This window comes from Rathayibacter sp. VKM Ac-2805 (assembly GCF_009834265.1).
GTDB lineage: Bacteria > Actinomycetota > Actinomycetes > Actinomycetales > Microbacteriaceae > Rathayibacter.
The window spans coordinates 1,423,560-1,446,506 of the sequence record NZ_CP047185.1; the positions used below are offsets into that span (position 1 = coordinate 1,423,560).

Consider the following 22,947-nt stretch of genomic DNA (forward strand, 5'->3'; position numbering starts at 1 on the left):
GGCGCTAGACGCGGACGACCATCTTCCCGGTGTTGCCGCCGCGCATCATCGAGAGGAACGCGTCCACGGCGTGGTCGATGCCGTCGACGACGGTCTCGTCGTAGGCGATCTCTCCGTCGGCGAACCAGCCGGCCATCAGCCGGTTGAACTCCGGCGCGTGGTCGAGGTAGCCGGACAGCGTGAATCCGCGCAGCGTGAGACCGCGGGTGATGATGTTCGCCATGTTGTCGGGGCCGGGCGTCTTCTCGGTGCTGTTGTAGCCGGCGATCGCTCCGCAGAGCGCCGCGCGGCCGCCGTCGCGGAAGGCGTCGAGGGCCGCTTCGAGGTGGTCGCCGCCGACGTTGTCGAAGTACACGTCGATCCCGTCGGGCGCGGCCTCGGCCAGCTGCTCGCGGACCGGGCCGGAGTGGTAGTCGAAGGCGGCGTCGTAGCCGTACTTCTCGGTCAGCAGGGCGACCTTCTCGGCCGAGCCCGCGGATCCGACGACCCGCTCGGCTCCGAGGAGGCGCGCGATCTGGCCGGCGGCCGAGCCGACGGCACCCGCGGCGCCCGAGACGAAGACGGTGTCGCCCTCCTTCATGCCCGCGATGGCGGTCAGCCCGACGTACGCGGTGAGTCCGGTCATCCCGAGGATGCCGAGGCGGAGCGAGAGCGGCACTCCGGGGATCTCGGGGACGACGCGGAACTGCGACGACTCGGCCTGCACGACGTCGCGCCAGCCGAGCTGGTGCAGGACCGCGCTGCCGACGGGGAACGCGGGGTCGTCGGAGACGGTCACCCGGCCGACGGCACCGCCGGTCATGGTCTCACCGAGGGCGAAGGGCGGGGTGTAGCTCTTGACGTCGTTCATGCGGCCGCGCATGTAGGGGTCGACCGAGAGGAAGGCGTTCTCGACGCGGATCTCGCCCGCGGCCGGGTCGCCGTACTCGACGGTCGCGGTCCGGAAGTCCTCGGCGACGGGCCAGCCGTCGGGTCGGCGGACGAGCTGGATCTGGGTGCTGGTGACGGTGCTCATGGGGCCTTTCGTGGTGGTGGAGCGGAGGCGATCAGAGTGCGAGGCCGACGGCGAGAGCGATCAGGGCGAGCAGACCCGGGGTCATCTGGGTCAGCGCGGCGCGGCGCTTGGTCGGAGCGGAGAGGAGCAGGACGAGTGCTGCGGCGACCATCGATCCGGCGCCGGCGAACACGAGGGCCGCGCCGACGGCGGTGGCGCCGATCGCGACGGCGACGATGCCCGCCACGGTGACGACGGCGAGGAAGAGGTTGTAGAAGCCCTGGTTGTAGGCCATCTCCTTCGTCGCCTCCGCCTCGCCGGCGGTCGTGCCGAACGTCGATCGGGCGCGCGAGGTCGTCCAGAGGACCGATTCGAGCACGAAGATGTAGACGTGCAGCGCCGCGGCGAGAGCGGCGAGCACCAGTCCGAGAACGATCACGGCGGGCCTCCAGGCGATGGTCGTGATGCGGAGGGCTCCGCACCGATTGTGTAACGACCAGTCCACAATATACTGGAGCGAGCGGTCCGCGCCAGTGCGGCGCCGCAGCTGTCACCCCTCAGGAGGAGCACCGTGGGTCGCACGCAGGGCTTCGACACCGAGCAGGTCGTCCGCGCCGCCCGCGCCGTCTTCTGGGAGAGCGGCTTCGAGGAGGCGTCGCTCCCGGACCTGGAGTCCGCGACCGGACTGCGCCGCTCCAGCCTCTACCACGCCTTCGGCAGCAAGCGCGGGCTCTTCGACGCTGCCGTGCAGAGCTACCTCGACGAGGTGGTGCGGCCCCGGCTCGCCCCGCTCGTCGATCCGGAAGGGGCGTCGCCGACGGCGCTCGAGGAGTACTTCACCGGGCTGCGGGCGGCGCTCGCCGACTCCCGCACGCTCTCCGCGAGGAGCGGCTGCCTGCTGCTCAACGCCGCGGGCGCGCCGATCGCGCGCGACGACGCCGTGCGCGAGGTGATCGCCGACTACCGGGCCGAGCTGCTGGGCGCACTGCGCGCCGGAGCGCTGGCCCGCTGGCCCGACGCGCAGGCGTGGGCGTCGGCTCAGGCGGACGTCCTCGTGTCGCTCCTGGTGGCCGCGCTCGTGCTGGCCCGCGTCGATCCGGCGCAGTCGCTCGCCACCGTGGACGCCGCGCTCGCGCTCGTCCGATCCTCCGCGCCCTGACGGCCGGCGCGACGAACGCCGGAGCACCGCTCTCGCGCCGGGCCCGCCCTCGCACCCGGCGCGCCGGGTCGGCCCGCACAGCACGACGCCCCCGTGCGCCTCGCGTCCCGGTGGGACGGATGCGCGCGGGGGCGTCGGACGGGCGGGGTCAGTCGGTTCCGGCGTCGAACGCCGCACCCTCCGAGGCCAGGTCGGTGGCGCGTCCGAGCGCATCGGCCGCTGCGGACCCGCCGCCCTCGGTGATCGCATCGGCCTCGCCGATCTCGAGCTCGCCGACGAGCTCGGCGGTCGGACCGCCGACGAGGCCGGCGGCCGCGTACTGCTCGAGCCGCGAGCGGGAGTCGGCGATGTCGAGGTTGCGCATCGTGAGCTGCCCGATGCGGTCCTCGGGGCCGAAGGCGGCGTCGCCGACCCGCTCCATCGAGAGCTTGTCCGGGTGGTAGCTCAGCGCGGGGCCGGTCGTGTCGAGGATCGTGTAGTCGTCGCCGCGGCGCAGACGCAGGGTGACCTCCCCGGAGACGGCCGAGCCGACCCAGCGCTGAATGGACTCGCGCAGCATCAGCGACTGCGGGTCGAGCCAGCGGCCCTCGTACATCAGGCGGCCGAGACGGCGGCCCTCCGAGTGGTACTGGGCGACGGTGTCCTCGTTGTGGATCGCGTTCAGCAGGCGCTCGTAGGCGATGTGCAGCAGCGCCATGCCGGGGGCCTCGTAGATGCCGCGGCTCTTGGCCTCGATGATCCGGTTCTCGATCTGGTCCGAGACGCCGAGCCCGTGGCGTCCGCCGATCGCGTTCGCCTCGAGCACGAGCGCGACGGCGTCCGAGAACTCGACGCCGTTCAGCGCGACGGGGCGGCCGGCCTCGAAGCGCACCGAGACGACCTCGGAGGCGATCTCGATCTCGTCGCGCCACGACGCGACCCCCATGATCGGCTCGACGAGCTCGAGGCCGCTGGAGAGCTCCTCGAGGCGCTTGGCCTCGTGGGTGGCGCCCCAGATGTTGGCGTCGGTCGAGTAGGCCTTCTCGGTGGCGTCGCGGTAGGGGAAGCCGCGGGCGACCAGCCACTCCGACATCTCGGTGCGGCCGCCGAGCTCGTTGACGAACTGCACGTCGAGCCAGGGCTTGTAGATGCGCAGGCGGGGGTTGGCGAGCAGGCCGTAGCGGTAGAACCGCTCGATGTCGTTGCCCTTGTAGGTCGAGCCGTCGCCCCAGATGTCGACGCCGTCCTCGCGCATGGCGCGGACGAGGAGGGTTCCGGTCACGGCGCGGCCGAGGGGGGTGGTGTTGAAGTAGGTCTTGCCGCCGGAGCGGATGTGGAAGGCGCCGCACTGCAGGGCGACGAGCCCCTCCTCGACCAGCGCGCTCTTCGCGTCGACGAGGCGCGAGATCTCGGCGCCGTACTGGGCCGCGCGGGACGGGACGCTCTCGATGTCGGGCTCGTCGTACTGGCCGATGTCGGCCGTGTACGTGCAGGGCACCGCGCCCTTCTCGCGCATCCAGGCGACGGCGACGGATGTGTCGAGGCCTCCCGAGAATGCGATTCCGACACGCTCGCCCACGGGCAGACTGCTCAACACTTTCGACATGCCTCCGATTTTAGGAGGAACGGGGACCTCCTCCGTGCCGCGGGAGGTCCGAGCCGCCTCCCGGGGCGCCCGCGCGGGGTGCGCTCCGGCCGTGGGAGCACGTCCTCCGTCGATCCGCGTCGATCGCCGCCGCCCCCGACCGGGGCGCGCGAGCCGGCCGGAGGCTCCGTGGTCCGGAGGCGGCGCCCGCGCAGCCGGCGCGGATCGCCCGCTCCGGCTGGGTAGTTCCGCGCGGCCCGGATGGACGGCCGTGGCGAGCGCGTGCCAGGCTCCGCTCGACCTCGGCTTCCGCCGCCGCCGCCGCCTCCGAAAGGGCTCTCCGTGCCACGACCTCCTCATCGCCTCGCGGCGATGGCCCTCGCCTGCCTGCTCGCCGCGGGCGGTTCCGCCGCTCTGGCGCCGTCCGCCCTCGCGACGCAGGCCGTCGCCGAGACTCCGACCGCCTTCGTCCCGGGGGAGACTCCGCCCGCAGAGGCGCGCGGATCGCAGACCTACACGAACGCCCTCCTCGGCGGCGACTCGCTCGACGCGGGCGAGCGCATCTTCTCGAACGGAGACTCCGCGAGCTTCGAGATGCAGGCGGACGGCAACGCCGTGATCTACGACGCCGGGCGCCGCCCCGTCTGGAGCACCAGGACCCAGGGCACCGGAGCGACCACGGTGCGGATGCAGGAGGACGGCAACCTCGTCGTCGTGACCGGCTCCGGCACGCCCGTCTGGGCGTCCGGGACCGCGGGAGAGACCGGCGCGCTCGCCCTCATCCAGGACGACGGGCAGCTCGTGCTCGTCCGCCCGAACGGGGACACGGCCTGGTCCTCGGCCGACGAGCAGGAGCCCGAGCCGGAGCCGATCGCCGACGTCCTCGACAGCGGGCGCGAGCTCTCTCCGGGACAGCAGCTGACCGCCTCCGACGGCCGCTCGCGCGCCGCGATGCAGAGCGACGGCAATCTCGTCGTCTACGTGGACGGATCGCCGCGCTGGAGCTCCGTCACCTCCGGAGCGGGCAACCGCCTCGCGATGCAGACCGACGGGAACGCGGTGGTCTCGGCCCCCGGGTCCGGCGTGCGCTGGCAGGCGGGAACGCCCGGGAACCCGGGCGCGCGGATGCGGATGCAGAACGACGGCAACCTGGTGATCACCGCCGCCTCCGGACGGCCGCTCTGGGCGAGCTCGACCTCGCGCGCGCCTGAGATCCGCGACGTCCTCTCCTCCGGCTCGCGGCTCAGCCGGGGACAGCAGCTCACCTCTCCGGACGGCCGGTCGCGCGCCTCCCTGCAGGGCGACGGCAATCTCGCGGTCTACTCGCGGGGGGACGTCCGCTGGGGCGCCGGCACCCAGGGCGAGGGCGAGACGCTCTCGATGCAGTCGGACGGCAACGCCGTGGTCACCTCCGCCTCGGGCCGACCCCTGTGGGCCTCGGGTACGGCGGGCAACCCGGGATCCCGCCTGCAGATGCAGAACGACGGCAACCTGGTCGTCTACTCCGCCTCGGGCCGCGCGCTGTGGGCGAGCGACACCCCTCCGGCGCCGCCCGCGCCCGCCGTCCGGGACACCCTCTCCTCCGGGAGCCGGCTCACGTCCGGACAGCTGCTGCGCTCCTCCGACGGAGGAAGCGAGGCGGTCATGCAGGGCGACGGCAACCTCGTCGTCTACTCGCGCGGCTCGGCCCGCTGGGCGGCCGGCACGTCCGGAGGCGGCAACCGCCTCGAGATGCAGTCCGACGGCAACGCCGTGGTCTACGCGGGCTCCGGCGGAGCGCGCTGGCAGTCCGGCACGGCGGGCAGCCCGGGCTCCCGGATGGTCATGCAGAACGACGGCAATCTGGTGATCTACTCGCCGCAGGGCCGCGCACTCTGGGCGAGCACGCAGGCCGCGGCACCGGCGCCGGCACCGGCGCCCGGCGGCAATCCGCCCCCGCGTCCCGCCGATCGGGACTGCCGAGACTTCAGCAGCCAGCAGGAGGCGCAGGCGTTCCTGGAGTACTGGGCGCAGTGGTACGGCGACTTCGCCCGACTCGACGAGAACCGTCCTCCGAACGGTGTCGCCTGCGAGGACTACCCGTACTGACACTCCGAGATCGCATTCGATCGTGTACGAAGGCCCGCCCCGCCCTGCCGGAGGGCGGGCCTTCGGCCGTCCTCCGACGTCGAGAGCCTCGCCCTCCTCTCTCAGGCCCGAGCGGTCCCCTGCAGGCCTCCGGGCCGCGCCCGCGGGTCTCGAGTGGTGAACACGACCCGCCTGCGCGAGAGGCTCTCCGGCGGACGACCATCGACAAGGCGCCTTGCGCACTGATGCTCCGCTGCCGCGCGAGCTCCCGCGCCGCCGGGCGACCCGGCATGCTGGGGCAGGACTCCGCCGACGACGCGGACCGGAAGGACGCCATGACCCCGACGACCCCCTCCAGCCGCGAGAGCCTGCTGGTCACCCCTGACGAGCTCGCCGAGCTGATGGCCTCCACTGAGCCGCCGCTCGTCCTCGACGTGCGCTGGCGCCTCGACCGGCCCGACGGCCGCCCGGAGTACCTCGCGGGCCACCTGCCCGGCGCGGTGCACGTCGACCTCGATCACGAGCTGGCCGCCCACGGCGAGCCGGAGGAGGGGCGCCACCCGCTGCCTCCGATCGAGGTGCTGCAGGAGGCGGCGCGCGGCTGGGGGCTCCGCCGGGGCCGGTCCGTCGTCGTGTACGACGACGCGCAGAGCGTCCCGGCCGCACGGGCCTGGTGGCTGCTGCGGGCGACGGGAGTGGAGGACGTCCGCCTGCTCGACGGGTCGCTCGCCGGCTGGATCCGCTCCGGGCGGGAGCTCGAGACGGGCGACGTCCCGCGCGAGCGGGGCGACGTCGAGCTGGCCTACGGTCGGCTCCCGGTGCTGGACATCCACGAGGCGGCGGCGCTGCCCTCGGCGGGCGTCCTGCTCGACGCCCGCGCCCCTGAGCGGTACCGCGGCGAGGTCGAGCCGATCGACCCGCGGGCGGGCCACATCCCCGGCGCTCGGAACGCTCCGGCGTCCGCGGCGCTCGACTCCGAGGGGCGGTTCCGGCCCGCCTCGGACCTGCGCGCGGGATTCGAGGCGCTCGGCGTGCGGGAGGACGCCCCCGTCGGCGTGTACTGCGGCAGCGGCGTCTCGGCCGCGGTCGACGTCGTCGCGCTCACGCTCGCGGGCTTCGCACCGGCGCTCTACCCGGGCTCCTGGTCGCAGTGGTCGAGCACGCCGGGCCGGACGGTGGCGACCGGCCCGGAGGCCTGAACCGCCTGCTCCGGAGCGCCCGCGGAGCTCAGCTGAGGCGGGAGTGCTCGCCGAGGTGGTGCCAGGTGCGGTTGTGGTAGACGAGCGGCGCCGTGGTCTCGGAGTCCTCGGGCACGTGGGCCTCGAGGGCGTGCACGGCGACGATCGTGGACGATCCCGCCTCCATGCGGTTGATCACCGTGCCGCGGATCCAGGCGGCGGCGCCCGGGAAGAACGGCTCGCCCGTGGGCAGCCGCGACCAGAGCGACGTGTCGGCGAAGCGGTCGATGCCGCTGGTCGAGCCCAGACGCGCCAGGTCGAGCTGCTCCGCCCCGAGCAGGTGCACGACCAGCGTCTCGGACGCCTGGATGGCCGGAGAGCTGGACGAGGCGGACGAGAGCGAGAAGACGAACAGCGGCGGCTCGGCGCTCACCGAGAAGACGGAGGTCGCGGTCAGGGCGACCGGGCCGGTGCCCGGGTCGGCGGTGATCAGCGCGACTCCGGCGGCGTGGTTGCGGAACGCGAGCTTGAAGTCCTCCGGGGAGAGTCCGGCGAAGGCGCGGTGCTCCGGCTCGCGGTCCGGGGTGGTGGCGAGGTTCTCGCGGCTCATCGGAGACTCCTGATCGATCGAGGGTGCGGCACGGGGTGGTGGCCCGCCGTCGCGCCGCAGCACGGCCCCTCCAGACTGGCGCACCGGCCGGGGGAGGGCCGCCCCATTGCGGAGTATGACGCCGCCACCTCGGGGAACGCCGATCCGCCGCTCCCTGTTCCCGATCACGCCGGATCGGGTGCCCGTCGTCGGCGCCGGCCTCCGCGCGCCCGTCGCTCGCCCTCAGCGCAACCCGTCGCCGCGGCCGCGGTCTGCGCGCAGACTCGAGGGCATGGCCCACCGTCAGCGCACGTCCACCGCACATCCCGAGAGCAAGACCTGCGCCTCCTGCGGTCGCGAGATCGAGTGGCGCGCGAAGTGGGCACGGGACTGGGAGGACGTCCGCTACTGCTCGGACGCCTGCCGCCGTCGCGGAGTCGGACCGGAGGAGGCGCGGCTCGAGGAGGAGATCCGCACCGTCCTGCTCGCGCGAGCGGCGTCGTCGACGGCGTGCCCGTCCGAGGTCGCGCGCCGGGTCGGCGGCGAGGAGTGGCGGCCGCTGATGGAGCCCGTGCGCCGGGCCGCGCGCCGCCTGGTCGACCGGGGCGAGATCGACATCGTGCAGGGCGGACAGGTCGTCGACCCCTCGCGGGCGAAGGGCCCGATCCGGCTGCGGCGGCGCCCCGGCGGACCCCTGTCGCCGGGCGGCTCCGCGGGCTAGCCTCAGCAGATGCCCAGCAGCGACGCCGTCGTCCTCACCGTCCCCGGACCGCACGGCGACCGGGAGGTGCGGATCTCGAGCCCCGAGCGCGTGCTCTTCCCGGAGCCGGGCATCACCAAGCGCGAGATCGCGGAGTACCTGATCGCCGTCGGCGAGCCGTTCGTCGCGGCGAACGGCGGCCGCCCCGTCTCGCTGCAGCGCTTCTCCTCCGGGATCGAGGGCGAGCAGTTCTTCTCGAAGAACCCGCCCAAGGGCGCGCCCGAGTACGTCCGGTCCGTCCCGGTGACGTACCCGAGCGGGCGGGTGCATCCGCAGCTCGTGATCGACGAGCCCGCGGCCGCCGTCTGGGCGGCGCAGATGAACACCGTCGTCTTCCACCCGTGGGCGTCCCGCGCCGATGCGCCCGACCTGCCCGACCAGCTCCGGATCGACCTCGACCCGCAGCCCGGCACCGACGTCGCCGACGCGGTCGTCGCCGCGCACGCGCTGCGGGAGGTCCTGCGGGAGGCCGGCCTCGACCCGTTCGTGAAGACGTCCGGCAACCGCGGCCTGCACGTCTTCGCGCCGATCGTCGCCGAGCACGAGTTCCTCGACGTCCGCCACGCGGTGATCGCCGCGGCGCGCGAGCTGGAGCGGCGGATGCCCGAGCAGGTCACGACGGCGTGGTGGAAGGAGGAGCGCGGCGAGCGGATCTTCGTCGACTTCAACCAGGCCAACCGCGACCGCACGATCGCCGGTGCCTACAGCCCGCGGCCGCTCGCGCACGCTCCCGTCTCCACTCCGCTGGACTGGGACGAGCTCGACGGCGTCGACCCGCGGGCCTTCACGATCCGCACGGTCCCGGCGCGCCTCGCCGAGCGCGGTGATCCGTGGGCCCGGATGCACGACGCCCCCGGCCGCCTCGACGCCCTGCTCGGCTGGTGGGAGCGCGATGTCGCCGCCGGCCTCGGCGAGCTGCCGTTCCCGCCCGACTTCCCCAAGATGCCGGGCGAGCCGCCCCGCGTGCAGCCCAGCCGCGCGAAGAAGGCCTAGCCGAGGACGTCGCCGAGGTCGTACGCGGTCGGCTGCTCCAGCTGCTCCATGGTGCAGGAGGCGGCGTCGCGGTCCGGGCGCCAGCGCTCGAACTGCACGGTGTGCCGGAAGCGGTCGCCCTCGCGCTGGTCGTAGCGGACCTCGAGCACGAGCTCGGGACGCAGGCGCACGAAGGAGGTGTCGCGGCCGCTCGAGAACCGGCTCCGCTCGCCCTCGCCGCGCACCGGCGCTCCCCCCGCGTCGCGCTCGACCGCGGGTGCGAGCTCCTCCAGCAGCTCCACGCGACGCTCGTCGCTGAAGGCCGAGGCCCCGCCGACCTGGCGGACCTCTCCGTCGTCGCCGTGCAGGCCGAGCAGGATCGAGCCCACGCCCGGCTTGGAGGCGTGCTCGCGGTACCCGATCGCGATCACGTCGGCCGTGCGGTGGTGCTTGACCTTGAGCACGGCGCGCTTCCCGGGGGAGTAGGGCGCGGCCAGGGGCTTCGCCACGACGCCGTCCAGTCCTGCGCCCTCGAAGCGCTCCAGCCAGTCGCGCGCCAGGGCCTCGTCGTCGGTGGCGCGGCCGAGGTGCAGCGGATGCGGGACGCCGGCCATCACCGCGGCGAGCGCCTCCCGCCGCGCCGAGTACGGCTCCTCGAGCATGCTGCGCCCGTTCACGGCGAGCAGGTCGAAGGCGACGAGCATCGCCGGGGTGGTCTCCGCCAGCATCCTCACGCGGCTCGCGGCCGGATGGATGCGCTGCGAGAGCAGGTCCCAGTCGAGCCGCTGCGCTCCCGGCTCGCCGGTCGCCAGGACGATCTCGCCGTCGACCACGCAGCCGTCGGGGAGCAGCCGGAGGAAGGCCTCGACGAGCTCGGGGAAGTACCGGGTCAGCGGCTTGGAGCCGCGGCTCCCGATCTCGCACTCCCCGCCGGAGACCGAGACGATCGCGCGGAACCCGTCCCACTTCGGCTCGTAGGAGTATCCGCCCGCGACGGCGGTCTGCTCCGGCACCGCCGGAACGGCCTTGGCGAGCATCGGGGCGACGGGGAGCGCGAACGGGAGGTCCATGCCCTGATCATCCCGGCCGCGGTCTCCGACCGCACCCCCTTCCGGATGGCTGTGGACCGGGACGTTCCGGGCCCGCCGCGGAGGTTCGAGGCGTAGCGTTCCCGGCATGAGCATTGACTGGAAGCGCTGGACGCCCGTCGCCGTCGTCCCCGCGGTCGTCGTCGCCGCGGCCGTCGCCCTCCCCCTCTCGGCGAGCGCCGCGGGGGACCTCCCCGAGAAGTCCGCCGCCGACCTCCTCGCCTTCGTCGCCGAGAGCGACGCCACGGCGTTCTCCGGCGAGATCCAGCAGACCTCGGACCTCGGCCTGCCCGACCTCTCGGCGCTCGGCGGCTCCGCCGGCTCGGCGTCGGCCGACCCCACCGACTCCCTCGTCGAGCTCGCCACCGGCTCGCACCAGGCGCGCGTGTACGTCGACGCCGAGAAGGGCGCGCGCCTCCAGGTGCTCGACCGGCTGGCCGAGCGCGACGTCGTCGCCTCGACGACCGACGGAGTCTGGATCTACGACTCGAGCGCGAACACCGCCACCCACCTCGTGCCTCCCGCGGGCGGAGCCCCCGAGGCCTCGCCGGGCGATCAGGTCGTGACGCCGTCGTCCGCCGCCGAGCAGCTGCTCGCCGCGATCGACCCGACGACCACGGTCGCGGTCGGCTCGGACGTCAGCGTCGCCGGGCGCGACGCGTACGAGCTCGTGCTCACGCCCCGCGACGGCGGCACCCTCGTGGGCTCCGTGACCGTCTCGGTCGACGGCGAGACGGGCCTCCCGCTCGGAGTGGCGGTGACGGCCCGCGGGGGCACCGCGCCCGCGTTCAGCGTCGCGTACACGAGCATCGACTTCGCGACGCCCGACGCGTCCCTCTTCTCCTTCACGCCCCCGGCCGGCGCCGGCGTGACGGAGCAGGCCGCTCCGGTCGACGACGAGGCGGACGCCTCCGACGCGCCCGCCGCGGACACCACCGGGCACTCCGACGTCGTCACCACGGGCTCCGGCTGGACGAGCGTCGTCGAGCTGCCCGCCGGTGACGCCGACGCGCTCTCCTCGCTCGACGCGGTCACCACGCCGGTCGACGGCGGCCGCATCCTCTCCTCCGCCCTGCTGACCGTCCTCGTCACCGACGACGGACGCGTCCTCGTCGGCGCGGTCCCGGCCGAGGCGCTCCGCGACGCGGCCTCCGCTCGGTGACGGCGGGCGAGCTCGCAGTCGAGACGCGGGGCCTCACCAAGCGCTTCGGGCGGCAGGAAGCGGTCTCCGGTCTCGACCTCGCCGTTCCCCGCGGCGCCGTCTTCGGCTTCCTCGGCCCGAACGGCTCGGGCAAGACCACGACGATCCGGATGCTGCTCGCCCTCGCCGCGCCGACCGCGGGCAGCATCACCGTCCTCGGGCAGGCCATGCCCCGGCGCGCGGCCGAGGTCCTGCCCCGGGTGGGGGCGCTGGTCGAGGGGCCGGGCTTCTACCCGTTCCTCTCCGGAGCGGCCAACCTCCGGCGCTTCGACGCCGCGGAGGCGGGCGCCTCGTCCCGCACCCGCGACACCCGCGCGAAGGAGGCCCTCGCCCGCGTCGGCCTCTCGGCCGCGGCGCGCAAGAAGGTCGGCTCCTACTCCCTGGGCATGAAGCAGCGGCTCGGCATCGCGGTCGCCCTCCTCTCGCCGCGCGACCTGATCGTGCTGGACGAGCCCACGAACGGCCTCGACCCGCAGGGCACCCGCGAGGTCCGCGCCCTCGTGCGCGGACTGAACCAGGACGGCACGACCGTCCTCGTCTCCAGCCACCTCCTCGCCGAGATCGAGCAGCTCTGCACCCACGCCGCCGTCATGAGCACAGGGCGCCTCGTCGCCCAGGGCGGGCTGGACGAGCTGCGCGGGGACGCCGCCTCGGTCGAGCTGCTGACGCCCGACCGCGAGCGCGCGATCGTGGCCCTGCACACCCGGGGTCTGGAGCCGCGCACCGCGCCGGGCCCGCACCCCGCCGATCCGCCGCTGGTCGTCGCCGCACTGCCGCCCGGACTCGCGGCCGAGACGCTGGTGGCCGACCTCGTGCGGGCCGACGTCCGCGTCCGCGGCTTCGCCGTCCGACGCCCCTCGCTCGAGGAGCGCTTCGTCGAGCTGACCGGGGAGGGCTTCGATGTCGAGCGCTGACGCGACCGTGCGCCGCGCAGGGATCGGGTCGCTGCTCGCCTCCGAGCTCGCTCTGCTCTTCCGCCGGCGCCGCACCTGGGCGCTGCTCGCGGCCCTGGCCGCCATCCCGATCCTGCTCGCCGTCGCGGTGCGGCTCTCGGGCGGCGACGGAGGCGGGCCCTCCTTCGTGGGCGCGATCGCCGGCAACGGCCTCTTCACCGGCTTCGCGGCCATCACGGTCGCCGTCCCGCTGTTCCTCCCGCTCACGGTCGGGGTCGTCGCCGGCGACGCGATCGCGGGCGAGGCCTCGCTCGGGACGCTGCGCTACCTGCTGGTCAGCCCCGTCGGCCGCGTGCGGCTGCTCGCGGTGAAGTTCGCCGCCTCCCTCGCCTTCTGCCTCGCCGCAGCACTCACCGTCATGGTGGTCGGGATCCTGATCGGCCTGGCGCTCTTCCCGGCGGGACCGGTGACGCTCCTCTCCGGCAGCACCGTCCCGCTCGGCGACGCGATCGGCCGGGCCCTGGCGATCGCCGTGTACGCGGCGCTCTCGCTCGTCGGGCTCTCGGCGATCGGCCTCTTCATCTCGACGCTGACCGATGTGCCGGTCGGCGCCATGGCGGCCACCGTCGTCGTCTCCATCGCGGCGCAGATCGTCGGCTCGCTCTCGCAGCTGGACGCCCTCCACCCGTTCCTGCTGACGGACCGGTGGTTCGACTTCGCCGACCTCCTGCGCGACCCGATCGCGTGGAGCTCCTTCGGCGAGAACGCGCTGCTCCAGCTCGCCTACGTCGCCGTGTTCGGGTCGCTCGCGATCGGCCGCTTCACCACTCGCGACATCCTCTCCTGATTCCGGGGACGCCGGAGGCCGCCCTCCCGCACTGCGGTGGGGGCGGCCTCCGGGTCGACGGGGTCAGCCCTGCGGAGCGATCCCGAAGCTGACGGAGCCGCCCTCGTCCACCTGCGCGTCGAGGACCTTGTCGCCGAGAGCGACGGAGGCGGCGACGTCGAGGAACACGCGCGCTCCGTCCTGCTCCACGACGGCGTCCGTCGTCTCGGGGGCCGCGGCGACCGCGACAGCGAAGTTGCGGGCGTCGAGATCGGTGCCGCTGATGCGCAGGCCTCCCTCGACGGGGGTCTCGGTCTGCCCGGTGATGGTCTTGACGACGGTGCTGGCGTTGTCGGTGAGCGTGAGCATCGGGTCGTTCCTTCCGTCCGTGGTCGATGAGGGGGCCACGTTGCCGGGATCCGGCGGCACCCTCAAGGCGGCGGAGCGGATGTGGAGGGGATGCACACCTGGACGGCCCGGGGAGTCGCGGCGCTCGCCGGAGCCGCGCCGGGCCGGGGGCGCCGCAACGCCTGCCACACTGGCCGGATGCACCCCGCCGACTCCTGCCCCTGCGGAAGCCGCCGCCACTACGCCGACTGCTGCCGCCCCGCCCACCTCGGCGAGGAGCCCTCGCCGACGGCGGAGCGCCTGATGCGCAGCCGCTACAGCGCGAACGTCCTCGGCAGCGCTCCCTACCTGCTCGCGAGCTGGCACCCCTCGACCCGGCCGCGCCGCATCGACCTCGATCCCGACGTGCAGTGGCGCCGGCTCCAGATCGTCGACACCTCGTTCGGCGGGGAGGGCGACGAGGAGGGCCTGGTCGAGTTCCGCGCCTCCTACCGCTCGCCCGCCGGCCCCGGCCTCGTGCACGAGCGCAGCCGCTTCCTGCGCGAGGACGGTCGCTGGCTCTACGTCGACGGCGAGATGCTCGGCGACGAGGCCTGATCCGTCCGGGCCGTCCTACTCTGGAGGCATGGCCAAGGACTTCCGCCGGGCGGACGACGCGTCGCGCTACGAGCTCCACCTCGACGGCGCCCTGGTGGGCGTCCTCGACTACCGCGAGGCGCCCGGCAGCGTCTCCCTCGTCCGCTCCTTCACGACCCCGCCCTTCCGAGGCCGCGGGCTCGCCGGGGAGCTGGTCTCCTTCGCCGTCGCCGACATCGAGGCCGCCGGCGGGCGGAGCGTCGTGCCGATGTGCTGGTACGTCGGGCAGTGGTTCGAGCAGCACCCCGAGAAGGCGCACCTCCTCGCTCCCTCCTGAGCCGCTCGCTCACTCGCGGACCGCGGGCTCCACTCCGGCCAGGTCCGGGCCGAGGCCGATGTCGACCAGGCGCAGACGGCCCGCGTAGGAGTCGCCCGGAGGCAGCAGCAGACCGGCCTTGATCGCGCCGAAGGCGACCGTCACATCGGCGCGCAGCACGGTGGGATCGGGGACCGACCCGTCGTCGGGATGGACGCCGCTCGGCAGGTCGACCGCGACGACCACCGGGCGCTCGGCCCGCCGCTCCAGCGCGTCGAGCACCGCCTCGACGACGACGCGCGGCCGTCCCCGCAGCGCGGGCTCCGTCGCTCCGATGCCGAGGATCCCGTCGACCAGGACGTCCGCCCGCGCCACCGCCGCGGCGAGGCCGGGCGCGTCGTCGGCCGGCACCTGCCCGCAGCCCTCGTCGAGCGCCACGGCGAGGCCCCGGCGGTGCACCCGCTCGGCCGTGAGGACGAGGACGACGTCGGTTCCGGAGGAGGAGAGCTCGGCGGCCGCGTAGAGCGCGTCACCGCCGTTGTCGCCCGGACCGACCAGGACGAGCACCGAGGCCGGACGGGAGCGGTCGGAGCGCCCGGCGAGCACGAGACGCAGCTCGCGGGCGAGGCCGTCGGCGGCGCGCTGCATCAGCGGCTCCCGCCGGGCCAGGTGCGGAGCCTCGGCGGCCCGCACCTGCGCGGACGTGTATCCCTCGACCATGCGCTCCACTGTGCGCGCGACGCTGCGGGCGTGCAACCCCGTCAGCTCTCCTGCACCGCCCGGTCCGACTCCTCGACGATCGCCCGCATCGCGGCCTCCGCAGCGTCCGCGTCGCCCGAGGCGACGGCGGCGGCCACCGCCCGGTGCAGCCGCACCGCGGTGGAGTCGGCCTCGCGCGGCATGAGCGCATTGCGGGTGCGGCCGGCGAGGACCTCGGCGACCAGATCGCCCAGCTGCGCGAGCATCCGGTTGCCGGACGCGGCCAGGAGGGAGCGGTGGAAGGCGGTGTCGGCGGCGAGGTAGGCGGACTGGTCGGCTGCGCGGGAGTGGGTGGAGAGGGCGTCGCCCGCCTCCGTGAGCGCCCGCCGCTGCTCCTCGGTCGCGTTCGCCGCTGCGAGCCGGGCGGCGAGCGGCTCCACCCCGAGTCGGAGCTCGCTGAGCTGGTGCAGCTGGCGCCGCCGGTCCGGGCCGTCCAGTCCCCATGCGACGACCCGCGTGTCCAGGGCGTTCCAGCACTCCGGAGGCTGGACCCGCGTCCCCGCGCGGCGGCGGGACGTCACGAGCCCGAGCGTCTCGAGGACGCGCACCGCCTCCCGCATCACCGAGCGGGAGACCCCGCGCCGCTCCGCACGCTCGTCGGCGCTGAAGGTGGTGCCCGGCGCGAGCTCGCCGCGCACGATCTGCGAGCCGAGCTCGTCCAGCACCGAGTGGTGCAGTGAGGGCGTCGGCGCGGGCATGCGGTCATCCTGCCATCGCCGGAGTCGCGCCCCGGCCGATCTTCGGGCATGATCGGGACACACGCAGGTTATGTCGGACAAAAGCCGGCCGCTGGCCGTCGGCTCGACCAAGGACGCTCATGACACCGACCCTCCTCCCCGCCCTCCGCGCCGCCGCCGGGGACGCCCCCGCCACCACCGCCGGGCAGGGGCAGCTGATCCTCGCCGCCGTCGTCGGCATCGCCGTGATCGTCGTGCTGATCACCTGGCTGAAGCTGCACCCCTTCGTCTCCCTGCTGATCGGAGCGCTGACCACGGGCCTGATCGCGGGGCTGGCGGCGGCGGACGCGGTCGCCAGCTTCGCGCTGGGGTTCGGCAACACCATGGGTGGCGTCGGCATCCTCATCGGCCTCGGCGCGATGTACGGCAAGCTCCTCGCCGACTCGGGCGGCGCGGACCGCATCGTGGACACCCTCATCGCCCGCTCGAGCACTCGCGCGCTGCCCTGGATGATGGGCTTCGTCGGCGCGCTGATCGGGCTGCCGATGTTCTTCGAGGTCGGGCTCGTGCTGCTGATCCCGGTCGTGATCCTGGTCGCCCGCCGGAGCGGTCTGCCGCTGATGAAGGTGGCGATCCCGACGCTCGCCGGCCTCTCGGTGATGCACGGCCTCGTCCCGCCCCACCCCGGACCGCTGGTCGCGATCGACGCGCTCGGCGCGAACCTCGGCGTGACCCTCGCGTTCGGCGTCCTGGTCGCGATCCCCACCGTCGTCGTCGCCGGCCCGCTCTTCGGCCGGGTCGCCGCCCGCTGGGCGCCGGTGGAGACGCCGCCGCTCTTCGGCGAGGGCGCGGGCGAGACGCGCGAGCACCGCCCGGGCTTCGCCGCCGCCGTCGCGAGCATCCTGCTGCCGGTCGTGCTGATGCTGGGCAAGGCGATCGCCGACATCGCGGCCCCCGGATCCACGGACGCTTGGAAGGGCGCCCTCGACTTCCTCGGCACACCGACCATCGCGCTGGGGATCGCGCTCCTGGCCGGTCTGGTCCTGCTCGGACGCGGCGGCCGGATGAACCGCACCGAGCTGCAGGCCTCGCTCTCGAGCTCGCTGCCGCCGATCGCGGGCATCCTGCTCATCGTCGGCGCGGGCGGCGGTTTCAAGCAGGTCCTCGTCGACACCGGGATCGGCGGGGTGGTCGCCCAGCTCGCGGAAGGGAGTGGCGCCTCGGCGCTGCTGCTCGCCTGGCTCGTGGCCGTCGTGATCCGCGTGGCCACCGGCTCCGCGACCGTCGCCACCGTGACCGCCGCAGGGATCCTCCAGCCGCTGACCGAGACCATGGACGGGCCGATGGTCGCCCTCATGGTGCTCGCGATCGGCGCCGGCTCGGTGTTCCTGTCGCACGTCAACGACGCCGGGTTCTGGCTGGTGAAGGAGTACCTCGGGCTCAGCATCGGCCAGACGCTCAAGACCTGGACCGTGATGGAGTGCCTGGTCTCGGTGACCGGGCTCGCCGGGGTCCTCCTGATCGGTCTCTTCGTAGGAGGTATCTGATGACCGCTCTTCCCACCGTCCCCGTCCGCGCCGTCGTCGTCATGGGCGTCTCCGGCAGCGGCAAGTCGACCGTCGCGTCGCTCCTGGCGCGCCGACTCGGCTGGGAGTTCCTCGAGGGGGACGACCTGCACCCGCAGGCGAACGTCGACAAGATGCACGCCGGCATCCCGCTGACCGACGAGGACCGGGCGCCCTGGCTCGCCGAGATCGCCCGCGTGGTGGACCAGCGGATCGCCGCGGGCGGCTCGGTCGTCGTGACCTGCTCGGCCCTGCGCCGCCGCTACCGCGACGTCCTCCGCCGCGACGACCTCGTCTTCGCGCACCTCGCGGGATCGAGGGACCGGATCGCCGGGCGGCTCGCCTCGCGGGTCGGCCACTTCATGCCGACCACGCTGCTCGACTCGCAGTTCGAGGCGCTCGAGCCCCTCGGTGACGACGAGCTCCACGTCACGGTCGACGTGGGCGGCGCTCCGGAGGAGGAGATCGCCGAGATCCTCGGAGGGCTCGGCCTCGCGCCCGCGGGCGCCTAGCCCAGCAGCGACTCCACCGGCACGGTCGGGAGGTCGAAGGCCGCGGCGACGGCGGCGTTCGTCACCCGGCCGTCGTGGGTGCTCAGGCCTCGGGCGAGCGCCGGGTCGGCGGCCAGGGCGGCCCGCCACCCGCGGTCGGCCAGCGCGACCGCATAGGGGAGCGTCGCGTTGGTGAGCGCACGGGTCGAGGTCTCGGGGACGGCGCCGGGCATGTTGGCGACGCAGTAGTAGACGCTCTGGTGCACCGGGAACACCGGGTCGTCGTGGGTGGTCGGCCGCGAGCCCTCGAAGCAGCCGCCCTGGTCGATCGCGATGTCGACCAGCACCGAGCCCGGCTTCATCGTGGCGACCATCTCGTCCGTGACCAGCTTCGGCGCCTTGGCGCCCGGGATGAGGACGGATCCGATCACGAGGTCGGCGTCGGCCAGCTGCGCGGCGATCTCGTAGGCCGAGGAGGCGCGGGTCTGGATCGCGCCCTGGAAGCGGTTCTCGAGCTGCGCGAGGCGGGGGAGCGAGAGGTCGACGATCGTGACGTCGGCCCCCATGCCGAGGGCGTTCGCCGCGGCGTGCTCGCCGGCCGTGCCGCCGCCGATCACGACGACCTTCGCCTTCGGAGTGCCGGGGACCCCGCCGAGCAGCGTGCCCCGTCCGCCGACGGCACTCATGAGGTGGTAGGCGCCGACCGTGATCGACAGGCGCCCGGCGACCTCGCTCATCGGCGAGAGCAGCGGCAGCCGCCGGTCGTCCAGCTGGACCGTCTCGTAGGCGATGGAGGTCGTCCCCGCCGCGAGCAGCGCATCGGTGCACGGGCGGGAGGCGGCGAGGTGGAGGTAGGTGAAGAGCACCTGGTCGCGGCGCATCCGCGGGTACTCGGCCTCGATCGGCTCCTTGACCTTGAGGACCAGCTCGGACTCGCCCCAGACCTCGTCGGGCCCGTCGACGACGAGGGCGCCGGCGCGGCGGAAGTCGTCGTCCGACACGCGCGAGCCCAGGCCCGCGCCTGCCTCGACGAGGACCTCGTGGCCGCGGCGCACCAGCTCGTGGACGCCGGCCGGAGTGGCGGCGACCCGGTTCTCGTTGTTCTTGATCTCGGTGGGGATCCCGACGCGCACGGCGGCTCCTTCGCTGCGGCCCGCGGGGCGGGCGGTGGGCGCCGATCCTGCACCGGCTCTGCCCCCATCGTGCGAAGATCGTGCCCGGAGCGGAGGAACTCCGCAGGATCGGTCGGAAGTCACCGCACGGGCCGAAGGTTCGTCGGCGGAGTGAGGGAGCGGGCGCATGCCACCGAAGGATCTGCACGACCTCGACGACCTGGATCCGGTCGACCGGACCCTGGTGCGCCTCCTCCGCGCCGACGCGCGGACGCCCAACAGCCGGCTCGCCGAGCGCGCCGGCATCGCCCCGTCGACCTGCGTCGCACGCGTCCGGGGCCTCGTCGAGCGCGGCGTCATCACCGGCTTCACCGCCGAGCTCGACCCGGCGGCGCTCGGCCTGACCCTGCAGGCGCTGATCAGCGTCAGCATCCGCGTCGGCCAGCGCCAGGCGATCACGCGCTTCGCGGAGGAGATCCGCGCGCTGCCCGAGGTGGTGCAGGTGTTCTTCCTCGGCGGCTCGGAGGACTTCATCATCCACGTCGCGGTCCGCGACTCCAGCGACGTGCGGGACTTCGTGGTCTCGAACCTCTCGGCGAACCCGGCGGTGGCCTCGACGCGCACGAGCCTGGTGTTCGACCACCACCGCAAGGGCCCGGCGGTCCCCGAGTAGCGCGGGCCGGCGCGGGTCCGAGCGGCCGCCCGGCCCGCGCCCGTCCCTGGGAGCTAGTGCGCCCCGGGGTTCACGTCGCCGCCCCCGCGCTGCATGAGGCCGGGGATGCGCTTGGCGAGTCCCGGGATCGCCTCGTCCGAGATCGAGATCCGCGTGTCGCGCAGGCGCTGGCGCAGCAGGGTCTCGACGTCCTCCTCCGGTCGCAGCTCGGCGTCGCCGGCGACCTGCAGCAGCACGCCGCGCAGCTTCTCGTCGAGCTGCGCGTCGTCGCTGCCGTGCTGGATCGGGTGGTCCTGGGATGCGTTCGTCATGCCTCCATGCTGGCACCGGCGACCCCGTGCCGAGAGGACTTGCGCCGCGGCAGGATGGTCGCATGCCGTTCACCCGCGCCGAGCTCGCAGCGTTCCAGGACCGCACCGTCGAGGACCTGCTGGGCGACGACGTCCGCCTCCTCTTCGTCGGCATCAACCCGGGACTGTGGACCGCCGCCACCGGCGCGCACTTCGCCCACCCCGGCAACCGCTTCTACCCGGCGCTCGTCGCGGCCGGGATCCTCGAGCGCGCGCCGCGCGTGTCCGAGGGGATGAGCGCTGCGGACCGCGCGGAGCTCGTCTCCCGCGGCGTCGGCATCACCAATCTCGCCTCCCGGGCGACCGCCCGTGCCGACGAGCTGACCGCGGAGGAGCTGCGCGAGGGCGCTCAGCGGCTGGTCGCCACCGTGGAGCGGGTGCGGCCCCGGGCCGTCGCGGTCGTCGGCATCACCGCCTACCGGATCGCGTTCGGACGCCGCAGGGCGGTGCAGGGCAGGCAGGAGGAGGACGTGGCGGGCGCGCCGCTCTGGGTGCTGCCGAACCCGAGCGGCCTGAACGCGCACGACACCGTCGCCTCGCTCGGGCGCGCCTACCGCGAGCCGGCGCTCGAGGCGGGGATCGTCTCTTCCGACGCGCTCCTGCCCGGGGACGTCGGACCCCGCCCGCAGGAATAGCCGTCGACCCCCGGAGGTTGCAGAAGTCCATGAGTATGCATGAAGTCAAGTTCGGCGTCGACACGTTCGGCGACGTCACCGCCGGCCCCGACGGCGCCCCGCTGCCGCACGGCCAGGTCCTCCGCGACGTGGTCGAGGAGGGAGTCCTGGCCGACCGGGTCGGCATCGACTTCTTCGGGATCGGCGAGCACCACCGCGCCGACTTCGCCGTGAGCGCACCGGACGTCGTGCTCGCCGCCATCGCGGCCCGCACCGAGCGCATCCACCTCGGCTCCGCCGTGACGGTCCTCTCCTCGGACGACCCGGTGCGCGTCTACCAGCGCTTCGCCACCCTCGACGGACTCTCCGGCGGCCGGGCCGAGGTCATCCTCGGCCGCGGCTCCTTCACCGAGTCCTTCCCGCTCTTCGGCTACGACCTCGCGCAGTACGAGGTCCTCTTCGAGGAGAAGCTCGACCTCTTCCACGCCCTGATCCAGGGCGGCCCGGTCACCTGGCAGGGCACGACCCGCCCCGCGCTCACCGAGCAGAGCGTCTACCCGACCCTCGACAACGGCACCCTCCGCACCTGGATCGGCGTCGGCGGCAGCCCCGAGTCGGTCGTCCGCGCCGCCCGGTACGGCTTCCCGCTCGTCCTGGCGATCATCGGCGGCTCGCCGGCCCGCTTCCGCCCCTACGTCGACCTCTTCGGCCGCGCGCTCGACCAGCTCGAGCAGCCCCGCCTCCCGGTCGCCGTGCACTCGCCCGGCTTCGTCGCCGACACCGACGAGGAGGCGCGCGAGCTGTACTTCCCGCACCACAAGGCGATGATGGACGCCATCGGCCGCGAGCGCGGCTGGTCCCCGATGACCCGCGAGCGCTTCGAGGAGGAGGCCGGCCCCGACGGCGCCATCCACCTCGGCTCGCCCGAGACGGTCGCCCGGAAGATCGCGCGAACGGTCGAGGCCCTGGGCATCGACCGCTTCGACCTCAAGTACAGCGCCGGGACGCTGCCGCACCCGGCGATCATGCGCAACATCGAGCTCTACGGCACGCAGGTCATCCCGCGGGTGCGCGAGCTGCTCGCGCACTGACCCCCGCCGGGCGCCCGTTCCCCCGCTGGGCGCTCGGCGCGTTCCGAGCCGACGCGGTGCGCGCTCCCACCGGGCGCCCGGCCCGCGTCGATACACTCGGAACCCCCCGCCCCGACCCTCCCGGAAGCACATGCCCGACAGCCACGCCGCCCGCACCCCCTACGAGGTGCTGGGCGTCGCCGCCACCGCGTCCGACGACGAGCTCCGCCGGGCGTACCGGCTCCGTCTCCGCGAGACCCATCCGGACACGGGAGGCGACGCCGCGTCGTTCCACGCGGTGCAGCTCGCCTGGGAGCGGATCGGCAGCGCCTCCGCCCGCGGCGACTACGACCGAGGCGCTCCCGCCCCCGGGAGGTCCTCCCCGCAGTCGCCGTACACCGGCTCACCGCGCCCGCAGACCGCCTCGGCCGTGCGCGCCCGCTCCTACGGTCACCCGGGAGGCGCGGCGCGCGAGTACTACCTGCGCCTGGTGCGCGAGTGGCTCGGCCGCGGCGTCGAGACCGAGGACCCCTTCGACCCGGCGATCGTCCGCTCCGCTCCTCGCGAGATCCGCTCCTGGCTCGCGAAGGCTCAGGCCGAGGAGGCGACGGCCGCGCTCGTCGGCGCGCTCGGCATCGCCTACACGATCTGGAACGACGTCGCGGTCGGCGACGGCGGGCTCAAGATCGACCACCTCGTGCTCGGGCCGGCCGGCCTGCTCGCGCTGACCTCCGCCGACTGGGGCGACCCGGTCCGCTTGAAGAAGGGCGAGCTGGAGGGCCCCGGGATCGCCGAAGACGAGAAGCCGATCGCCTCGCTCGCGAAGGCCGCGCGCCGTCTCGGCCGCGAGCTGGGCGTCCGCTTCTCGACGAGCGTCGTGGTCGTGCCGGACGACGCGCTGGAGCAGCCGTTCGAGCAGGTCGAGCGCGGCAGGCACCAGGGCGCCGTCGTCATCCGCCGCTCGCTGCTGCCGCAGCTGCTGCGCTCCGGCACGGACGACCCGCGGCTCGGCGGGTACGGCGAGTCGTTCGAGGTCCGCACCCGCGTGCAGAACCGCATCCGCTTCGTCTGACACCGCGCTAGCCGCCGCTCGCGACCGGGGCAA

At 74.2% G+C, this 22,947-nt stretch carries 26 protein-coding genes; 16 read left to right on the forward strand and 10 right to left on the reverse strand.

The features are described from left to right. Nucleotides 1-4 precede the first annotated feature (4 nt). Together GSU40_RS06620 and GSU40_RS06625 are read right to left on the reverse strand one after the other, a co-directional pair. Complete coding sequence (locus GSU40_RS06620) at nt 5-1,015, reverse strand: NADP-dependent oxidoreductase (protein ID WP_104222542.1); 1,011 nt, start codon at nt 1,013-1,015, stop codon at nt 5-7. Nucleotides 1,016-1,046: 31 nt separating this feature from the next. Continuing rightward, nucleotides 1,047-1,433 carry a DUF1304 domain-containing protein gene (locus GSU40_RS06625; protein ID WP_159939487.1) on the reverse strand — a complete coding sequence of 129 codons (387 nt, stop codon included), beginning with the start codon at nt 1,431-1,433 and terminating at the stop codon, nt 1,047-1,049. 132 nt (nt 1,434-1,565) lie between these two features. On the opposite strand from GSU40_RS06625, the gene GSU40_RS06630 reads away from it, so the two are divergent. Then, nucleotides 1,566-2,153 carry a TetR/AcrR family transcriptional regulator gene (locus GSU40_RS06630; protein WP_160034182.1) on the forward strand — a complete coding sequence of 196 codons (588 nt, stop codon included), beginning with the start codon at nt 1,566-1,568 and terminating at the stop codon, nt 2,151-2,153. A gap of 148 nt (nt 2,154-2,301) precedes the next feature. Here the strand turns inward: GSU40_RS06630 and argG are convergent, their stop codons facing one another. Further along, the gene (gene argG / locus GSU40_RS06635) at nt 2,302-3,738 is read right to left on the reverse strand and encodes an argininosuccinate synthase (protein ID WP_160034184.1); all 1,437 of its coding nucleotides are present in this window, start codon (nt 3,736-3,738) and stop codon (nt 2,302-2,304) included. Nucleotides 3,739-4,089: 351 nt separating this feature from the next. On the opposite strand from argG, the gene GSU40_RS06640 reads away from it, so the two are divergent. Then, nucleotides 4,090-5,805: a hypothetical protein gene (locus GSU40_RS06640; RefSeq protein ID WP_160034186.1), complete on the forward strand. Its 1,716-nt coding sequence runs from the start codon at nt 4,090-4,092 to the stop codon at nt 5,803-5,805. A 314-nt stretch (nt 5,806-6,119) separates the two neighbouring features. Then, nucleotides 6,120-6,983 (forward strand): sulfurtransferase, encoded by an 864-nt coding sequence (locus GSU40_RS06645; protein ID WP_160034188.1) that lies wholly within the window; start codon nt 6,120-6,122, stop codon nt 6,981-6,983. A 28-nt stretch (nt 6,984-7,011) separates the two neighbouring features. Here the strand turns inward: GSU40_RS06645 and GSU40_RS06650 are convergent, their stop codons facing one another. Next, nucleotides 7,012-7,572, reverse strand: a complete 561-nt coding sequence (locus tag GSU40_RS06650; RefSeq protein WP_104222547.1) for a flavin reductase family protein — start codon at nt 7,570-7,572, stop codon at nt 7,012-7,014. 271 nt (nt 7,573-7,843) lie between these two features. On the opposite strand from GSU40_RS06650, the gene GSU40_RS06655 reads away from it, so the two are divergent. Beyond that, nucleotides 7,844-8,272, forward strand: coding sequence for a DUF2256 and DUF3253 domain-containing protein (locus tag GSU40_RS06655; protein WP_160034190.1), 429 nt, complete (start codon nt 7,844-7,846; stop codon nt 8,270-8,272). Nucleotides 8,273-8,281: 9 nt separating this feature from the next. Further along, nucleotides 8,282-9,304: a non-homologous end-joining DNA ligase gene (gene ligD / locus GSU40_RS06660; RefSeq protein WP_208543369.1), complete on the forward strand. Its 1,023-nt coding sequence runs from the start codon at nt 8,282-8,284 to the stop codon at nt 9,302-9,304. Here ligD and GSU40_RS06665 read toward each other — a convergent pair. Then, nucleotides 9,301-10,353 carry an ATP-dependent DNA ligase gene (locus GSU40_RS06665; RefSeq protein ID WP_160034192.1) on the reverse strand — a complete coding sequence of 351 codons (1,053 nt, stop codon included), beginning with the start codon at nt 10,351-10,353 and terminating at the stop codon, nt 9,301-9,303. The genes ligD and GSU40_RS06665 overlap by 4 nt on opposite strands. Nucleotides 10,354-10,459: 106 nt before the next feature. On the opposite strand from GSU40_RS06665, the gene GSU40_RS06670 reads away from it, so the two are divergent. From GSU40_RS06670 to GSU40_RS06680, 3 genes are read left to right on the forward strand one after another with little or no spacing between them, the layout of a single operon-like run. Next, entirely contained in the window at nt 10,460-11,533 is a 1,074-nt protein-coding gene (locus GSU40_RS06670) for a DUF2092 domain-containing protein (protein WP_160034194.1), read from the forward strand. Beyond that, nucleotides 11,530-12,486 (forward strand): ABC transporter ATP-binding protein, encoded by a 957-nt coding sequence (locus GSU40_RS06675; RefSeq protein WP_160034196.1) that lies wholly within the window; start codon nt 11,530-11,532, stop codon nt 12,484-12,486. The genes GSU40_RS06670 and GSU40_RS06675 overlap by 4 nt, the downstream gene beginning before the upstream one ends. Further along, nucleotides 12,473-13,312: an ABC transporter permease subunit gene (locus tag GSU40_RS06680; protein WP_104247161.1), complete on the forward strand. Its 840-nt coding sequence runs from the start codon at nt 12,473-12,475 to the stop codon at nt 13,310-13,312. The genes GSU40_RS06675 and GSU40_RS06680 overlap by 14 nt, the downstream gene beginning before the upstream one ends. A gap of 63 nt (nt 13,313-13,375) precedes the next feature. Here the strand turns inward: GSU40_RS06680 and GSU40_RS06685 are convergent, their stop codons facing one another. Further along, nucleotides 13,376-13,660 carry a hypothetical protein gene (locus GSU40_RS06685; RefSeq protein ID WP_104225397.1) on the reverse strand — a complete coding sequence of 95 codons (285 nt, stop codon included), beginning with the start codon at nt 13,658-13,660 and terminating at the stop codon, nt 13,376-13,378. A 90-nt stretch (nt 13,661-13,750) separates the two neighbouring features. Between GSU40_RS06685 and GSU40_RS06690 the strand changes: the two genes are divergently transcribed. Beyond that, nucleotides 13,751-14,236: a YchJ family metal-binding protein gene (locus GSU40_RS06690; RefSeq protein ID WP_244229621.1), complete on the forward strand. Its 486-nt coding sequence runs from the start codon at nt 13,751-13,753 to the stop codon at nt 14,234-14,236. Nucleotides 14,237-14,264: 28 nt separating this feature from the next. Further along, nucleotides 14,265-14,552, forward strand: coding sequence for a GNAT family N-acetyltransferase (locus GSU40_RS06695; protein WP_104225396.1), 288 nt, complete (start codon nt 14,265-14,267; stop codon nt 14,550-14,552). A 9-nt stretch (nt 14,553-14,561) separates the two neighbouring features. Here the strand turns inward: GSU40_RS06695 and GSU40_RS06700 are convergent, their stop codons facing one another. Together GSU40_RS06700 and GSU40_RS06705 are read right to left on the reverse strand one after the other, a co-directional pair. After that, nucleotides 14,562-15,251, reverse strand: coding sequence for an NAD(P)H-hydrate epimerase (locus GSU40_RS06700; protein ID WP_104267409.1), 690 nt, complete (start codon nt 15,249-15,251; stop codon nt 14,562-14,564). Nucleotides 15,252-15,292: 41 nt separating this feature from the next. Further along, a complete protein-coding gene (locus tag GSU40_RS06705; protein ID WP_104225394.1) occupies nt 15,293-15,988 on the reverse strand; it encodes an FCD domain-containing protein in 696 nt (231 codons plus the stop codon). Nucleotides 15,989-16,107: 119 nt separating this feature from the next. Between GSU40_RS06705 and GSU40_RS06710 the strand changes: the two genes are divergently transcribed. Further along, on the forward strand, nt 16,108-17,514 hold the full coding sequence (locus GSU40_RS06710; protein WP_104273301.1) for a gluconate:H+ symporter: 1,407 nt from the start codon (nt 16,108-16,110) through the stop codon (nt 17,512-17,514). Then, nucleotides 17,514-18,044 carry a gluconokinase gene (locus GSU40_RS06715; RefSeq protein ID WP_104225392.1) on the forward strand — a complete coding sequence of 177 codons (531 nt, stop codon included), beginning with the start codon at nt 17,514-17,516 and terminating at the stop codon, nt 18,042-18,044. The genes GSU40_RS06710 and GSU40_RS06715 overlap by 1 nt, the downstream gene beginning before the upstream one ends. Here GSU40_RS06715 and ald read toward each other — a convergent pair. Beyond that, nucleotides 18,041-19,156 (reverse strand): alanine dehydrogenase, encoded by a 1,116-nt coding sequence (gene ald / locus GSU40_RS06720; RefSeq protein ID WP_160034198.1) that lies wholly within the window; start codon nt 19,154-19,156, stop codon nt 18,041-18,043. The two genes, GSU40_RS06715 and ald, sit on opposite strands and share 4 nt — an antisense overlap. A gap of 166 nt (nt 19,157-19,322) precedes the next feature. On the opposite strand from ald, the gene GSU40_RS06725 reads away from it, so the two are divergent. Then, a complete protein-coding gene (locus tag GSU40_RS06725; protein WP_104222560.1) occupies nt 19,323-19,808 on the forward strand; it encodes an Lrp/AsnC family transcriptional regulator in 486 nt (161 codons plus the stop codon). Between the two features lie 53 nt (nt 19,809-19,861). On the opposite strand, the gene GSU40_RS06730 is transcribed toward GSU40_RS06725, so the two are convergent. Continuing rightward, nucleotides 19,862-20,119, reverse strand: a complete 258-nt coding sequence (locus tag GSU40_RS06730) for a hypothetical protein (protein WP_104222561.1) — start codon at nt 20,117-20,119, stop codon at nt 19,862-19,864. Between the two features lie 62 nt (nt 20,120-20,181). Here GSU40_RS06730 and GSU40_RS06735 point away from each other — a divergent pair, with 62 nt between their 5' ends. The 3 genes from GSU40_RS06735 (at nt 20,182) to GSU40_RS06745 (ending at nt 22,914) form a co-directional block, all read left to right on the forward strand. Beyond that, a complete protein-coding gene (locus GSU40_RS06735) occupies nt 20,182-20,793 on the forward strand; it encodes a mismatch-specific DNA-glycosylase (RefSeq protein WP_104222562.1) in 612 nt (203 codons plus the stop codon). 35 nt (nt 20,794-20,828) lie between these two features. Continuing rightward, the gene (locus tag GSU40_RS06740; protein ID WP_104225389.1) at nt 20,829-21,863 is read left to right on the forward strand and encodes an LLM class flavin-dependent oxidoreductase; all 1,035 of its coding nucleotides are present in this window, start codon (nt 20,829-20,831) and stop codon (nt 21,861-21,863) included. A gap of 130 nt (nt 21,864-21,993) precedes the next feature. After that, nucleotides 21,994-22,914 (forward strand): DnaJ domain-containing protein, encoded by a 921-nt coding sequence (locus tag GSU40_RS06745; RefSeq protein ID WP_104247154.1) that lies wholly within the window; start codon nt 21,994-21,996, stop codon nt 22,912-22,914. The last annotated feature ends 33 nt before the right edge of the window (nt 22,915-22,947 follow it).